The 12,961-nt window shown below is 69.0% G+C and carries 17 protein-coding genes; 10 read left to right on the top strand and 7 right to left on the bottom strand.

Features of this window, described 5'->3' with window-relative positions; genetic code table 11:
* Positions 1 to 34: 34 nt before the first annotated feature.
* The gene (locus ACFFJC_RS18235) at positions 35 to 268 is read right to left on the bottom strand and encodes a ribbon-helix-helix domain-containing protein (protein ID WP_379488946.1); all 234 of its coding nucleotides are present in this window, start codon (positions 266 to 268) and stop codon (positions 35 to 37) included.
* Positions 269 to 422: 154 nt separating this feature from the next.
* Between ACFFJC_RS18235 and ACFFJC_RS18240 the strand changes: the two genes are divergently transcribed.
* The 3 genes from ACFFJC_RS18240 to ACFFJC_RS18250 are packed head-to-tail and all read left to right on the top strand — an operon-like array spanning position 423 to position 2,090.
* Positions 423 to 794 carry a PadR family transcriptional regulator gene (locus ACFFJC_RS18240; protein WP_379488820.1) on the top strand — a complete coding sequence of 124 codons (372 nt, stop codon included), beginning with the start codon at positions 423 to 425 and terminating at the stop codon, positions 792 to 794.
* The gene (locus tag ACFFJC_RS18245; protein WP_379488821.1) at positions 784 to 1,350 is read left to right on the top strand and encodes a DUF1700 domain-containing protein; all 567 of its coding nucleotides are present in this window, start codon (positions 784 to 786) and stop codon (positions 1,348 to 1,350) included. Before ACFFJC_RS18240 ends, ACFFJC_RS18245 begins: the two co-directional genes overlap by 11 nt.
* Positions 1,351 to 1,373: 23 nt before the next feature.
* The gene (locus ACFFJC_RS18250) at positions 1,374 to 2,090 is read left to right on the top strand and encodes a GIN domain-containing protein (RefSeq protein WP_379488822.1); all 717 of its coding nucleotides are present in this window, start codon (positions 1,374 to 1,376) and stop codon (positions 2,088 to 2,090) included.
* A gap of 101 nt (positions 2,091 to 2,191) precedes the next feature.
* Here the strand turns inward: ACFFJC_RS18250 and ACFFJC_RS18255 are convergent, their stop codons facing one another.
* Positions 2,192 to 3,076: a metallophosphoesterase family protein gene (locus ACFFJC_RS18255; protein WP_379488823.1), complete on the bottom strand. Its 885-nt coding sequence runs from the start codon at positions 3,074 to 3,076 to the stop codon at positions 2,192 to 2,194.
* Positions 3,076 to 3,948, bottom strand: a complete 873-nt coding sequence (locus ACFFJC_RS18260; protein ID WP_379488824.1) for a diacylglycerol kinase family protein — start codon at positions 3,946 to 3,948, stop codon at positions 3,076 to 3,078. The genes ACFFJC_RS18255 and ACFFJC_RS18260 overlap by 1 nt, the downstream gene beginning before the upstream one ends.
* Positions 3,949 to 4,288: 340 nt before the next feature.
* Between ACFFJC_RS18260 and ACFFJC_RS18265 the strand changes: the two genes are divergently transcribed.
* Positions 4,289 to 4,600, top strand: a complete 312-nt coding sequence (locus tag ACFFJC_RS18265) for a UrcA family protein (protein WP_379488825.1) — start codon at positions 4,289 to 4,291, stop codon at positions 4,598 to 4,600.
* A 68-nt stretch (positions 4,601 to 4,668) separates the two neighbouring features.
* On the opposite strand, the gene ACFFJC_RS18270 is transcribed toward ACFFJC_RS18265, so the two are convergent.
* From ACFFJC_RS18270 to ACFFJC_RS18280, 3 genes are all read right to left on the bottom strand, one after another.
* On the bottom strand, positions 4,669 to 5,427 hold the full coding sequence (locus ACFFJC_RS18270; protein WP_379488826.1) for a LytR/AlgR family response regulator transcription factor: 759 nt from the start codon (positions 5,425 to 5,427) through the stop codon (positions 4,669 to 4,671).
* Entirely contained in the window at positions 5,420 to 6,721 is a 1,302-nt protein-coding gene (locus ACFFJC_RS18275) for a sensor histidine kinase (protein WP_379488827.1), read from the bottom strand. The genes ACFFJC_RS18270 and ACFFJC_RS18275 overlap by 8 nt, the downstream gene beginning before the upstream one ends.
* Positions 6,722 to 6,850: 129 nt before the next feature.
* The gene (locus ACFFJC_RS18280) at positions 6,851 to 8,371 is read right to left on the bottom strand and encodes a fumarate hydratase (protein ID WP_379488828.1); all 1,521 of its coding nucleotides are present in this window, start codon (positions 8,369 to 8,371) and stop codon (positions 6,851 to 6,853) included.
* Positions 8,372 to 8,589: 218 nt separating this feature from the next.
* Between ACFFJC_RS18280 and ACFFJC_RS18285 the strand changes: the two genes are divergently transcribed.
* From ACFFJC_RS18285 to ACFFJC_RS18305, 5 genes are all read left to right on the top strand, one after another.
* A complete protein-coding gene (locus ACFFJC_RS18285; RefSeq protein ID WP_379488829.1) occupies positions 8,590 to 9,198 on the top strand; it encodes a protein-L-isoaspartate O-methyltransferase family protein in 609 nt (202 codons plus the stop codon).
* Positions 9,199 to 9,200: 2 nt separating this feature from the next.
* Complete coding sequence (locus ACFFJC_RS18290) at positions 9,201 to 10,667, top strand: TolC family outer membrane protein (RefSeq protein ID WP_379488830.1); 1,467 nt, start codon at positions 9,201 to 9,203, stop codon at positions 10,665 to 10,667.
* Positions 10,668 to 10,717: 50 nt separating this feature from the next.
* A complete protein-coding gene (locus tag ACFFJC_RS18295; protein ID WP_379488831.1) occupies positions 10,718 to 11,140 on the top strand; it encodes a DUF2497 domain-containing protein in 423 nt (140 codons plus the stop codon).
* A gap of 62 nt (positions 11,141 to 11,202) precedes the next feature.
* On the top strand, positions 11,203 to 11,634 hold the full coding sequence (locus ACFFJC_RS18300; protein ID WP_379488832.1) for an acyl-CoA thioesterase: 432 nt from the start codon (positions 11,203 to 11,205) through the stop codon (positions 11,632 to 11,634).
* Positions 11,631 to 12,002: a (2Fe-2S) ferredoxin domain-containing protein gene (locus ACFFJC_RS18305; protein ID WP_379488833.1), complete on the top strand. Its 372-nt coding sequence runs from the start codon at positions 11,631 to 11,633 to the stop codon at positions 12,000 to 12,002. The genes ACFFJC_RS18300 and ACFFJC_RS18305 overlap by 4 nt, the downstream gene beginning before the upstream one ends.
* A gap of 44 nt (positions 12,003 to 12,046) precedes the next feature.
* Here ACFFJC_RS18305 and ACFFJC_RS18310 read toward each other — a convergent pair whose 3' ends face one another.
* Positions 12,047 to 12,343, bottom strand: coding sequence for a hypothetical protein (locus ACFFJC_RS18310; protein ID WP_379488834.1), 297 nt, complete (start codon positions 12,341 to 12,343; stop codon positions 12,047 to 12,049).
* 162 nt (positions 12,344 to 12,505) lie between these two features.
* On the opposite strand from ACFFJC_RS18310, the gene ACFFJC_RS18315 reads away from it, so the two are divergent.
* Positions 12,506 to 12,931 (top strand): CBS domain-containing protein, encoded by a 426-nt coding sequence (locus tag ACFFJC_RS18315; RefSeq protein ID WP_379488947.1) that lies wholly within the window; start codon positions 12,506 to 12,508, stop codon positions 12,929 to 12,931.
* Positions 12,932 to 12,961 lie beyond the last annotated feature (30 nt).

Genomic DNA, 12,961 nt, shown 5'->3' on the forward strand with positions numbered 1-12,961 from the left:
TCCCCCTTACGATTCACTCAAACAAGATCACGCTCTAGCGACAGGCGCGGGTTGCCAGCCATACCCGCAGCGCGCCCGCCAGCCCAGGCGGCACGGGCGCTTCGAGCCGCTCCGCGTCGATCCGCGCCACCAGCGCGTTGATCGGAATTCCCTCACGCGCAGCCGCTTGCCGGAGCAGGTCCCAGAACACCGGCTCGAGGCTGATCGAGGTCTTGTGCCCGGCGATCTCCACCGAACGCTTCACCGGAGGATGGAACGGCGTCTCCATGCCGCCGGGATAGCGGGGCGAAGGGCGGGTGGAAAGCGGCACCGGACTGGGTCATGGCAAGGTATCTTGCGTCACCATGTACATTTCTTCACATGGTATCTTGCATCACATGGTAGCTGTCTATACATCGTCGTCATCCGCAGGAGATGATTCGATGTCCGAAATCGAAATCCAGTTGAAGAAGGGGGTGCTCGGCCTGTGCGTTCTTGCCCTGCTGTCGCGCGGCGACAGCTATGCCTACGAGATCGCGAGCCGCATGGCGGACGCGGTCGATATGGGCGAGGGCACGATCTACCCGCTGATGCGCCGCATGCAGTCCGAAGGCCTCGTCGCGACGTACCTGGAGGAATCGCCCTCCGGTCCCTCGCGCAAGTATTACCGCATCACCGAAACCGGCCGCTCTCGGCTGTCGGAGCAGGTGGGGGAGTGGCGCGGCTTCACCGCCGCCGTCGACACGCTGATCGCAGCCGCCACCATCGAGCCCAGCGCGCCCGTGCAGGAAGGGGAATCCAGCCATGAAGCGTAACGAGTTCATCAAGCGCCTGAAGGCCGGCCTGAAGGGCATGCCGCAGGACATCGTCGACGAGATCGTCGCCGACTACGAGGAGCACTTCGACGCCGGCCTGAGGGAAGGGCGCAGCGAGGAGGAGGTCGCCGCGGCGCTGGGTAACCCCGGCCGCCTGGCGCGCGAACTGCGGTTCGAGACGGGCATGCGCAACTGGAAGACCGAGCGGACGCCGTCCTCGGCGTGGTCGGCGATCCTGGCCTTCATGGGGCTGGCGACCATCGACATCCTGATCCTGCTGCCGATCGTGCTGCCGGTGCTGGGCGTGATGTTCGGGCTGTTCGTGGCGGTGGTGGCAACCTTCATCGGCGGCGGCTTCGTGCTGATCGCGGGGCCGTTCAGCGGCTTTCCGGGCGGCCCGCTGGTGGCGATCCTGGGCGGCCTCGGCCTGATGAGCGCGGCCGTCGCCGCCGGCGCGCTGCTGACCCTGGTCGGCATCTGGATCGTCAATGCCCTCATGTGGTTCGGCCGCCTGCACTACCGCGTGCTCGAGCCCGCCATCCATTCCGAAGACTGAAGCGAAGAAGGAGGAACCAAGAGATGCTCAGGAAACTGCTCATCGTATTCGCCAGCGGCGTGATCCTCTCGATCATCGCCTTCAGCGCGGCCTGGCTGGCCGGCGGCGACAAGCTGCGCGACGACGTGAACCGCAAGGGATGGGACTGGCACATCGGTCCCGATGACGACGATGACCATCACGGCCCGCGCAAGACCCGTGTCTTCGCCGTCCAGTCCGGCAGCCAGCTCGCCATGGAAGTGCCGGTGGACCTGGTGTTCACCCGAGGCGACAAGGCCGAGATGACCGTCGAAGGTCCGGCCGACGTGGTCGACCGCCTGGTCTGGGAAGGCGGACGCCTCTCGCTCAATGGCAGCGCCCGCATCCGCCACGGTCTCAAGGTCCGCATCACCGCGCCCGAGATCGCCGGGCTCGACCTCGACGCACCCGGCGCGGTGAAGCTCCACGGCCTCGACCAGGAGGCCCTGCGCATCGCGGCGCAAGGGGCGATCGACCTGGACGCCGACGGTCGCGTCAACCGGATGTCGGTGTCGTCCGACGGCGCCGGCAACCTCGACCTCGGGAAGGTTGCGGCGCGCGACGCGACGATCCGGATCGACGGCGTGGGCAGCGTCACCCTGGGCGCCACCGGCGTCGTCGACGTGGAGATCAACGGCGCCGGCAACGTGACGCTCGTTCGCAAGCCTGCGGTGCTGCGCAGCCAGATGAACGGCATCGGCGACATCGACCACGACTACTGAGTTCCACGTGAAACAGCAAAGAGGCCGCGTCGTCCTCAGACGGCGCGGCCTCTTTGCTGCCGGGACGGCTCACGCCCCGACCACGCGGAACGGTCGCGGACTCAATGCACCGGCGGATCGACCGGGGGCACCGTGGCGACCGGCGCGACCGGCTCCTGCGGCTGGCGCGGGGGTAGGGCGTTCTCCGGCACCGCATCGATCTGCATCGCGGGCGTCGGCACCTTTTCCAGGTTGCGCGCCTTCACCTGCACCGAATCCCCGGCGATGATGATTTCGTTGAAGCTCGGCGGGGTCGAGCGGATCCGCAGCGAGAGGGTGCCCGCCCCGATCATCCGCAGCGGTCCCGCGGGGGTCTGCTCGGTGAGGTCGAACGGATCGTGCACGTGCCCGCTGAGAATGCCGAGGACCTTGCGCCCGGCCAGGACTTCCATCGTTCGCGTGCCATTGATGGTCAGCAGCTTGCCATCCGCCCTGCGCTCGGTGAGCGGATGGTGCGCGGCCACCAGCACCCGGGTGCCGGCCGGAAGCGCGTCGATCGCGGCCAGCGTCTGGTCCAGGGCATGGTCGGTCACCCAGCCGTTGGACCAAGGGAAGCGCTGGTACTGCGCGCGCGTGGTGGTGCGCAGCGGCACGATCGCGAGGTTCGGCAGGTCCAGCTGCGATTCGACCAGACGCTCGATCGCCTTGAACCGCTTGTAGGGTGCGAAGAACCGCTCGTAGAGGTTGAAGTAGGGGATGTCGTGGTTCCCCACCTCCACCGTGACCGGGACGTCGAGCGCGGTGATCCACGCGCAGGCGGCGCGGAATTCCGGATGGCGCGCGCGCATCGTCAGGTCGCCGGTGATGGCGACGGCGTGGGGCTTTTCCCGCTCGATGCAGGCTTTCGCCCAATCGAGCGCGCGGCGATCCTCCAGCCCGAAGTGGATGTCGCTGAGGTGGAACAGCCGCAGCGGACCGTCGTGCAGGGAGGCGGCCTTACCGTGCATTATCCGTCGAACTCCTTCGTCGTCACCAGATCCACGTCACAAGTGCCGATCTCGAACTCTTCTTCCGCCGCGCCGTCGAACGGCTCACCGTCGATGAGCAGGCCCATCGGCTCGCCGGCCGGGCAGACCAGGCGCAGGCGCCGATGATGCCCGAGTTCATCGTGCGGGCCCTTACGAAAGTCCCGGTTGAGCAAGGCGATGCCCTGCCCGGCGTAGTCCGCCAGCGATTCGGCATAGTAGCCGTTCGCATAGAGCCCATCTTCTTCCGGCGTGATCGTGATCGCGGCATAGCCGTCCTCCCGCCCGCAGTCGACCTCCGCGCAGGTCACCTTGGGAGCGGTGGCGGAATGGGTGATCGCCTGCCCGGCGGTGGCGACGAACTCTAGGATTTTCGAAGCCCGCATCGCTTCGCGCACTTCGTTCCAGATCGTGCCGGGGCCGGCGAGCGCGCCCGTCAGGCCGACGCCGTGGCGGGAGCGGATCACCGTCGGGCGCTCGGTGCGCAGCGGCGCGCGGGGGAGCCGGGCGACGATCTCGGGCGCGGGCACGTCACCGTGCATGCGCTTGGCCAGGAGGTTCATGGTCCCGCCCGGCAGCACCAGGATCGGCCCCTCCCAGCCGCAGGCGGAGGTCACCACGGAATGGGTGGTGCCGTCGCCCCCGAACACCGACAGGAGGCCGACGCCCGCGGCATCCATGTCGTCCCGCCGGGGGGCGGGTTCGTCCGGGAAGCGGATCACCCGGTCGACCGCGAAACCCGCCTGCGCAAAGGCGGCGAGGAGTTCCTCCAGGGCTGCATCGTCATTGCTGCCGCTGGCCCGGTTGCAGACCAGCCAGACCTTTCCGCGGTGATCGATCGGAGCATGTGCCATGCGCCCAAAAGCCCCCGAACCGGCCCCCGGTTCCCGTCGTGCGCGGCCGCTCGCGTGGCGCGGAAGGGGAAGGGGCCTTTCGACAGAGCCGGGCCGAGCGACGTGGCGAAGTCTCGCCCCGGGCCGACTCGCGTGCCGCACCCATTCGCCCCCCGAACCGGCGCCCGGAACGTCGTTCGTCGGCCGCAAACGTCGTTCGTCCGGCGCCTGATGCCTTCGTCGAAGCGGCATGACGGGCAGTCGACCTCAGCGTGAATCGCGGCGCGGGACGGGGCACATCACACTCATCGAGCCGGACGGAAACATGCTTCCCCGCGGCTCACGTGAGGAGGAAAGTACCATGTTCAAGACCAACGCCATCGTCGCCGCCGCTCTCTGCACCGTCGGCCTGTTCTCCGCTCCGACCGCTTTCGCCGCGACCGCGCAGGTGCGCTACAGCGATCTCGATCTCACCACCGACGCCGGCCAGAAGACGCTGGAAAACCGCCTCCAGGCCGCTGCCCGCAGCGTCTGCCGCGCGCAGCGCCCCACCACCGGCACCCACCTCAGCGCCAGCGTCGACGCCGGTTGCTACAAGCAGGCGCTCGCCCAGGTTCGTGCGCAGGTCGCCACCGCCATCGACGGCGCCGGCGACACCCGCCTCGGCGGCTGAGCCCGCGCCGCGAAATCCGCCTCAACCAGGTCCCAAAAGAAGAAACCCGGAAAACAGACTGGCGGGCCCTAGCGGCCCGCCATTTTCTTTACGGCCGGAAGGTAAGTACGGCCAATCCGCAGCACCTGCCCGTCCGTCGTCTCGGCCGACCAGACGCCCAGCCCCTCGTGCCGCAGTCCCGAGACATGGCTGCGCTGCAGGATGCAGCTGCGGTGGATGCGGATGAAGCGCTCGGGGTCCAGCCGCTCCTCGAGACCGGTGATCGTCTGCAGGAGCAGGTAGCTCTGCCCCGCCACATGAAGCCGCACGTAGTCGCGCTCGGCGTCGATCCGCTGCACTTCCGCCGCGGCGATGCGCACGAGTTCGGAGCGGTGCGGGACCCAGAATTCGTCGAGCCAGCGGCTGGCCGGGGCCGCCGGCGCCGGCGCCCGCTCGCCCCGGCGCGAGATCACGCGCGCCACCGCCCTTTGCAGGCGATCGGGCGCCACGGGCTTGAGCACATAGTCCACCGCCTCCAGGTCGAAGGCCTCGACCGCAAACTCGTCGTGGGCGGTGACGAAGATGACCGCGGGGGCATCGTCCCGCTCGCCCAGCCGCCGGGCCACGGTCAGGCCGTCGGTCTCGGGCATTGTCAGGTCGAGCAGCACCAGATCGGGGCCGAGCGCGTCGATCAGGCGCAGCGCCGCCTGTCCATCGCTGGCGGTCCCGATCACCGAGACCCCGTCGATGCGCGCGCAGATGACCTGCAGGCGCTCGACCGCGAGCGGCTCGTCGTCGACGATGAGGGTCCGCAGCGCGGGCGGCACAGCGCCGCCGTCCTCAGCCATTGTCGACCTGCAGTGGCATGCGCAGGGTCGTGGCGAAACCGCCGTCGGCCTGCCGCCCGAACCGGATCGAGGCCGCCGTTCCGTAGCGGGCGCGCAACCGGTCGCGCACGTTGGCCAGGCCGATGCCGCAGCCTTCGGCCTTGCTGGACTGGGTGCCGGGCCCATCGTCGCGCACCACGACGACAAGCTGGTCGCCCTCGCGGTGGGCGTCGATGGAGATCGTCACCGGACGCTGGGTGGCGGCCACGGCATACTTCACGGAGTTCTCCACGAGCGGCTGCAGGATCATCCCGGGAACCTTCGCACCCAGAACGGCGTCGTCAACATCAATGTTCGTCAGCAGTCGATTGGGAAAGCGCACCGCCTCGATCGCGAAGTAGAGCCGCTGTAGCTCGATCTCGTCCACCAGCCGCAAGTCATTGGTGGGATCTCCCGAGAGGGTGCGGCGATAGAAGGTCGACAGCGTCTGGATCATTTCTTCGGCATCGTCCTGCCGCCCCGTCATCACCAGCGCCGATAAGGAGTTCAGCGTGTTGAAGAGGAAATGCGGATTGACCTGGTAGCGCAGCGAACGCAATTCCGCCGCTTCGGCCGCACGGCGGTACTCGCCCTCGCGCCGCTCGGCGGCACGGGCCTCCTCCACCTTGACCAGCGCGAAATAGAGCGCGACCCAGGCGAGGACCAGGAAGTAGCGGCCCGAGGCGGTGTCGGCGATGGCGGCCCAGCGGCCGAGGTCCTGCCCGAGCGCCTGGCCGGTGTGGATGGTGATGGCGGAGCCGTCATCCTCGTCCGCATCGGAGGGAGGCGAAGGCGGCGGCGGCGGGCTTTCGCTGGCCGTCGCACCGGGCGGCGGCGGTGCCGGCGGGGCGGGGGGCTGGGGCAGGTCCACCAGGATATTGCCCGCCTCGTCGCGCGAGATCCGCACGTTGCCTGCCGCGATCGCGGCGGCATCCTCCTCGTCGCCATAGATGGCGGTGGTCTGGATGTCGGCGAAGATGACGTCGTTGATGAGGCTGAGCAGCAGCGAAAGCGGGAGCGCTCCGATCAGCACGATGGCCAGCCGCGTCCCGCCCGACTTGCGGTCGAGCAGTTGCAGGAGCGGCCAGACGGCGACCATGATGAGCATCGAGAGGATGCAGCTGGTCAGCCGCCTCGAGATCATCGCCCAACCGGGGTCGAACCCCAGGAAGGCGCCGCGCAGCGACGCCACGATGAAGTAGCAGGCCCAGAGCGCGGCGAGCGAAAGCAGGACGATCCGCGCCGGTACGCGCGGTTGAGGAGCGACATCCGTCATGACAGACCGGCATAGCCCGGATCGGGGCGGCCACGCCAGCGCCGCCTGTCGGGCGCGGTCGATCGTTCGTCGAGCGCCGGCGCCGTCCCGGTGGCCAGTCCGGGACGGCGGGCGGCGAGGGCTGGCGGGTCAGGCCAGCAGCGCTTCGCGGGCGATCTTGTCCTTCCAGTGCTGCGGCGCCAGCGTGTGGACGTTGTTGCCTTCGGAATCGACCGCCACGGTCACCGGCATGTCCTGGACGGTGAACTCGTAGATCGCCTCCATGCCCAGGTCCTCGAACCCGACGACCCGGGCCTCCTTGATCGCGCGCGCGACGAGGTAGGCGGCGCCGCCCACCGCCATGAGATAGGCAGACTTGTGCTGGGCGATCGACTGCGTCGCCGCCGGGCCGCGCTCCGACTTGCCCACGCTGGCGAGAAGCCCGAGGTCGAGCATCGTGTCGGAGAACTTGTCCATGCGGGTGGCGGTAGTCGGGCCAGCCGGGCCGACGACCTCGTCGCGCACCGGATCGACGGGTCCCACGTAGTAGATCACGCGGCCCTTGAAATCGACCGGCAGCGCCTCGCCGCGGGCCAGCATGTCGGAGATGCGCTTGTGCGCCGCGTCGCGGCCGGTGAGCATCTTGCCGTTGAGCAGCAGGCGGTCGCCCTGCTTCCAGCTCTGGACCTCCTCGGCAGTGAGCGTGTCGAGATCGACCTTCTTCGCCTCGGCGCTGGGGGTCCAGTGGACCTGCGGCCATTCGTCCAGCTTGGGCGTCTCGAGGAAGCTCGGGCCCGAGCCGTCGAGCGTGAAGTGCGCGTGGCGCGTGGCGGCGCAGTTCGGGATCATGGCGACGGGCTTGCCGGCGGCATGGCACGGCCAGTCGAGGATCTTGACGTCGAGGATGGTGGCGAGGCCGCCGAGGCCCTGCGCGCCGATACCCAGCGCATTGACCTTGTCGAAGATCTCGATGCGCAGCGCCTCGATGTCGTTCTGCGGGCCGCGCGCCTTGAGCTGCGCCATGTCGATCGGCTCCATCAGGCTCTGCTTGGCGAGCTTGACGCAGTGCTCGGCGGTGCCGCCGATGCCGATGCCCAGCATGCCGGGCGGACACCAGCCGGCGCCCATCTGCGGCAGCATCTCGACCACCCAGTCGACGATGGAGTCGCTCGGGTTCATCATCTTGAACTTGGACTTGTTCTCCGAGCCGCCGCCCTTGGCCGCGACGTCGACCGAGATCTTCGAGCCCGGCACCATGGTCACCGACAGCACGCAAGGAGTGTTGTCCTTGGTGTTGCGGCGGGTGAAGGCGGGATCGGCGAGCACCGAGGCGCGCAGCTTGTTCTCGGGGTGGTTGTAGGCGCGGCGCACGCCGTCGTCGACCACGTCCTGGAGCGAGCGATCGGATTCGAGGCGGCAGTTCTGCCCCCACTCGATGAACACGTTGACGATGCCGGTGTCCTGGCAGATCGGGCGGTGACCCTCGGCGCACATGCGGCTGTTCGTCAGGATCTGCGCGATGGCGTCGCGCGCCGCCGGCCCCTGCTCGGCCTCGTAGGCCTCGCCGAGCGCGCGGATGTAGTCCATCGGGTGATAGTAGCTGATGTACTGGAGGGCGTCGGCGACGGACTCGATCAGGTCCTCTTCGCGAATGGTCACCATTTCGGTCATGGAAAATGCGCTCCCGTTCTGGCGGATAACGTCAAACTGCGGCCCCCATAGGGTGCAGGGGCGTGATCGTCAAAGCACTTGCGCGGATCGACAGGCGTCGATGCAAATGGCTTGGCCTGCCCGGCGGGTTCGCATAGAAGCGCCCCATAACTGCCGTATTCGCGGTCCGGTTGGCTTGTCCTCCGCATCGCCGCGAGCGAGTGAGGGAACTGCACCTGATGACCTTGACCGAGGATCGCTCGGCGCCCGGAAGCGCCGGTCTCGCCGATGCCCGCCACGCCATGATCTCCAGCCAGCTGCGCACCAGCGGCGTGAACGAGCCGTGGGTGCTTGAAGCCATGGCGAGCGTCGCTCGGGAGGACTACGTGCCCGCAGCGCTGCGCGATGCCGCTTATATCGACCGTGCGATCCCGCTCGGCGACGGCCGGTTCCTGGCCGCGCCGCTGGTCCAGGGCAAGATGCTGTCGGAAGCGGCACCCACGCAGCAGGACAAGGCGCTGCTCGTCGGCGATGGCGCGGGCTACCTGGCGGCGCTGCTGCGCCCGCTGGTCGCATCGCTCGACGCGGTCGCGCCCGCCGAGGGTGTCCAGGAGGGTGAGGGCGGCTATACGCTCATCGTCGTCGATGGGGCGATCGAGGCGCTTCCCGGCCAGCTGGCCGAGCGCCTGGTCGAAGGCGGGCGCCTGGTCACCGGGCTCGTGGTGCGCGGCGTCACCCGCCTTGCCGCCGGGACCAAGGCGGCCGGCACGGTCTCGCTGCTGCCGCTCGCCGAGATCGGCATCCCGATCCTGCCCGAATTCGCTCCCCCCAAACGCTGGAGCTTCTGAGCATGGCCCGGTTCGCAAAGCGCGCCGGGCTGCTCGCGGGGGGATGTCTGATAGCCATGACGGCGGGCGCTCCGGCGCAGGCCGACACCCTGCGTGACGCGCTGGTTTCCGCCTACCAGACCAACCCCACGTTGGAAGCGGCGCGCGCACAGCAGCGCGCCAACGACGAGAACGTGCCGATCGCGCGGTCCGCAGGTCTGCCCTCGGCGAGCGCCAACGGCACCTACACCGAGTATCTCAAGCAGAGCGAGAACTCGTTCAACGCACCGCTTCGCGTCCTCAGCGCCGGCGCTGACCTTGGCGTGCCTATCTATTCGGGCGGGGCGGTGAAGAACCGCATCAAGGCCGCGAAGATCCGCGTGGAGGCGGGCCAGGCAGACCTGCGCGCGACGGAGGCCTCCGTCTTCTCGCAAGTCGTCGCCGCCTACATGGACGTGATCCGCACCGAGGCGCTCGTCGGGCTCAACCGCAAGAACGTCAGCGTGCTGCAGACCAACCTGCAGGCGACGAGCGACCGCTTCGAGATCGGCGACCTCACCCGCACCGACGTGGCGCAGTCGCAGTCGCGCCTCGCCGTGGCGCAGAGCGACCTGCGCACCGCCGAAGCCAACCTGGCCTCGGCGCGGGAAACCTACATCCGCCTCGTCGGCCGGGCGCCGGGCACGCTCGACGCGCCGCCGCCGCTGCCCAACCTGCCGGGCACGCCGGACGATGCGGCGGCCATCGCGCTCGACGCGAACCCGGACCTGATCGCCGCGCGCGAACGCAGCCGGGCGGCGGACAAGGACATCGACGTCGCCGGGGCAGGGCGCCTGCCCACGGTGCGCCTGTTCGGGCAGGGCAGCTACAACAACTACCTGAACACGCTGGCGCGCGGCGTGCCCAGCTCCGGCGTGTCGCAGACCGACACCGCCGCGCAGGCCGGCGCGCAGATCTCGATCCCGATCTTCCAGGGCGGCCTCCCCGCCGCGCAGCGCCGGCAGGCCCAGGCCAACGCCTCCGCCGCGCTGGAGCAGGAGATCGCCGCCGAGCGCGACGTCATCGCGCAGGTCCGCTCCGCCTACACCTCCTACGTCGCATCCAACGACCTGATCCGCTCCTCGCAGGTGGCGGTGGACGCGGCCACGCTGAGCCTGGAGGGCGTGCGCGCGGAGAACTCGGTGGGCAACCGCACCATCCTCGACATCCTCAACGCCGAGCAGGAGCTGCTGAACGCGCAGGTCACGCTGGTGACCGCGCGGCGCAACGCCTACGTCGCCGGCTTCACCCTGCTGGCGGCGATGGGCCGGGCCGAGGCGCGCGACCTGAACCTTGACGGGGGCATGCTCTACGACCCGGAGCTCAACTACGAGCGCGTGCGCGGCAAGGTGTTCGACTGGGACGACGATCCTGCGCCGGTGGCACGTTCCACGCGCACCGTTGACACACCGGTGCAGGACGGCGAGATTCCTGCGCCGCAGGAGCCTTGATCCCGAATCGGGGCAGGGCTCCGCGCCGGCGCAAACGGGGACTTGGTGGAATGCGGCAGAACGGTGAGCCTTCGGTCGAGGAGATCCTCCAGTCGATCAAGCAGGTCATCGCCCGCGACAGCGGCCTCGAAGCGCGCCCTACCGCCCGCTCCGGCAGCGTTGCGCGGGCCGAGGAGGACGATGTGCTGGAACTTCAGGAAGGGGCGCAGATCTCCGCCCCCGGCGAGGACGATGCGCCGCTGGTGCAGCCGCAGGCGCGCGAATCGATGCGCGAATCGCTGGCGGCGCTGGCGATGCTGTCGGAGCCCGGTGCCCCGCCGCAGATCGTCCGGTCCGGCGAGACCTCGCTGGAAGGGCTGACGCGCGAGCTGCTGCGGCCCGCCCTGGCCGAGTGGCTGGACCGCAACCTGCCCCCCATGGTCGAGCGGCTGGTCGCCGCCGAGATCGCCCGGATCGTCGGCAAGAAGGGCTGATCGCCTACTCCCAGGCACAGCGCACTGGACCGCGGGGCCGCGGCTTCCTACCTTCGCCACCTATGCCCAAGCCCGAACCCGCGCTGCTCGACCCCCAGCGCTATCCGTTTTCCTGCAGCATCGAGCCGCGCTTCGGCGACCTCGACGTCAACCTGCACATCAACAACGTCGCGTTGGCCGGCCTGCTGGAGGACGGACGCGTCCGCTTCCACCGCGCCAGCGGCTATCGCGAGGGGCTCGTCGGCCTCTCCTCGATGATCGTCAGCGTCGCCATCGAGTATCTCGGCGAAGGCCACTATCCCGATCCGTTGACCCTGCACTGCGCGGTCGAGGATGCCGGTCGCACCAGCCATCGGCTGGTCCAGCTGGTCACCCAGCAGGAGCGCATCGTCGCCTTTGCGCGCAGCACCATGGTCACCGTCGACACGCAGGGCCCGGCGCCGCTGCCGGCCACCTTCCTGGAGCGGGTCGCGCAATGGAGGCTGCGGCCATGAGCGACGCGCGCGAGATCGAGAAGGCCGAAGTGGCTCTGGCCAAGGCCGGCGGAGACGCCATCCAGCGCCACATCTTCATCTGCGCGGAGCCGCAGAAGGGGGAGTGCTGCTCGCCCGAGAAGGGCCAGGCGGCCTGGAAGTACCTCAAGAAGCGGCTCAAGCAGCTCGGCCTCGACGGGCGCGGCGGGGTGGCACGGACCAAGGCGGACTGCCTGCGCATCTGCTATGCCGGCCCGGTCGCGGTGGTCTGGCCGGACGGGGTCTGGTATCACTCCTGCAACGAGGACGTGCTGGAGCAGATCATCCAGCGGCACCTGATCGGCGGCGAGCCGGTGGAAGAATACCGCCTGCGTCCGCGAACCGGCTGAGCTGCGCCGCCACCCCGGCATGCGTGGTGACGGCGAGGCGGCGGTCACTTGTAGGGATTGTCCTCCTCGAGCGGATCGACGACGGCGTCGTCGTGGCCGGTCCCGCTCGACAGGAACACCAGCCCCATCAAGGCAGAGGCCAGCAGCATCGTGAAGCCGACGCCCAGCGCGGTCGCGATGTAGAAGTGGATCGAAACCATCCCGTTCGAGCGGTAGAGCAGGATCACCGATCCGACGACCAGGCCGACGGTGATCGTCATCATCCACCGCATGATGCGCCGGTAGCGGGCCCAGGCGTGGGCAGCCTTGGCCGGATCTTCGAGAGGAGAGGGCGGTATCATCGCGCCAATCTGGGCGCTCCACCGCCCTGCCGCAAGCATCTCGTGCCCGGTCGAGCGCGCCCTCGGTCGAAGTGGCGCCCCGCGCCCACGCATGGTATTCTCGTCGCTGGGAGACAGACTGCGGGAACAGCAGCTCCACCGAAGAACTGGGAGAGCATGACCATGACCATAGGTCGCATTATCGAAGGCCGCGACGACGTCGTCACCTGCGACGTCTCGACCCCCGTGCGCGAGGCGGTCGCCATTCTGGCGGACCGTCGCATCGGCGCCGTCCCGGTGCTGGAGAACGGCGAGGTGGCCGGCATCTTCTCCGAACGCGACGTCATCTACCGGCTGCGCGAGATGGGCGCGCAGGTGCTCGACATGCCGCTGGGCCACATCATGACCGCGCCCGCGGTGAGCGTGGAGCCCGACACCTCGGTGATCGCGGCGCTGTCGCTGATGACCCGCCGGCGCATCCGCCACCTGCCGGTGGTGCAGGGCGGCCGCATGGTCGGCTTCGTCTCGATCGGAGACCTGGTGAAGTTCCGGATCGACAAGATCGAGCAGGAAGCCGCGTCGATGCGCGACTACATCCAGACCGCCTGACCCCCGCGGCTTGCCGCCCGCGTCCGGCGC

Origin of the sequence: Novosphingobium soli (assembly GCF_042432915.1) — a bacterium.
Taxonomy (GTDB): Bacteria; Pseudomonadota; Alphaproteobacteria; order Sphingomonadales; family Sphingomonadaceae; genus Novosphingobium; species Novosphingobium soli.

Bases quoted from the DNA above. Each gene is read 5' to 3' on its own strand.
- ACFFJC_RS18235 (WP_379488946.1), bottom strand. From the start codon at position 268: ATGGAGACGCCGTTCCATCCTCCGGTGAAGCGTTCGGTGGAGATCGCC.
- ACFFJC_RS18240 (WP_379488820.1), top strand. From the start codon at position 423: ATGTCCGAAATCGAAATCCAGTTGAAGAAGGGGGTGCTCGGCCTGTGC.
- ACFFJC_RS18245 (WP_379488821.1), top strand. From the start codon at position 784: ATGAAGCGTAACGAGTTCATCAAGCGCCTGAAGGCCGGCCTGAAGGGC.
- ACFFJC_RS18250 (WP_379488822.1), top strand. From the start codon at position 1,374: ATGCTCAGGAAACTGCTCATCGTATTCGCCAGCGGCGTGATCCTCTCG.
- ACFFJC_RS18255 (WP_379488823.1), bottom strand. From the start codon at position 3,076: ATGCACGGTAAGGCCGCCTCCCTGCACGACGGTCCGCTGCGGCTGTTC.
- ACFFJC_RS18260 (WP_379488824.1), bottom strand. From the start codon at position 3,948: ATGGCACATGCTCCGATCGATCACCGCGGAAAGGTCTGGCTGGTCTGC.
- ACFFJC_RS18265 (WP_379488825.1), top strand. From the start codon at position 4,289: ATGTTCAAGACCAACGCCATCGTCGCCGCCGCTCTCTGCACCGTCGGC.
- ACFFJC_RS18270 (WP_379488826.1), bottom strand. From the start codon at position 5,427: ATGGCTGAGGACGGCGGCGCTGTGCCGCCCGCGCTGCGGACCCTCATC.
- ACFFJC_RS18275 (WP_379488827.1), bottom strand. From the start codon at position 6,721: ATGACGGATGTCGCTCCTCAACCGCGCGTACCGGCGCGGATCGTCCTG.
- ACFFJC_RS18280 (WP_379488828.1), bottom strand. From the start codon at position 8,371: ATGACCGAAATGGTGACCATTCGCGAAGAGGACCTGATCGAGTCCGTC.
- ACFFJC_RS18285 (WP_379488829.1), top strand. From the start codon at position 8,590: ATGACCTTGACCGAGGATCGCTCGGCGCCCGGAAGCGCCGGTCTCGCC.
- ACFFJC_RS18290 (WP_379488830.1), top strand. From the start codon at position 9,201: ATGGCCCGGTTCGCAAAGCGCGCCGGGCTGCTCGCGGGGGGATGTCTG.
- ACFFJC_RS18295 (WP_379488831.1), top strand. From the start codon at position 10,718: ATGCGGCAGAACGGTGAGCCTTCGGTCGAGGAGATCCTCCAGTCGATC.
- ACFFJC_RS18300 (WP_379488832.1), top strand. From the start codon at position 11,203: ATGCCCAAGCCCGAACCCGCGCTGCTCGACCCCCAGCGCTATCCGTTT.
- ACFFJC_RS18305 (WP_379488833.1), top strand. From the start codon at position 11,631: ATGAGCGACGCGCGCGAGATCGAGAAGGCCGAAGTGGCTCTGGCCAAG.
- ACFFJC_RS18310 (WP_379488834.1), bottom strand. From the start codon at position 12,343: ATGATACCGCCCTCTCCTCTCGAAGATCCGGCCAAGGCTGCCCACGCC.
- ACFFJC_RS18315 (WP_379488947.1), top strand. From the start codon at position 12,506: ATGACCATAGGTCGCATTATCGAAGGCCGCGACGACGTCGTCACCTGC.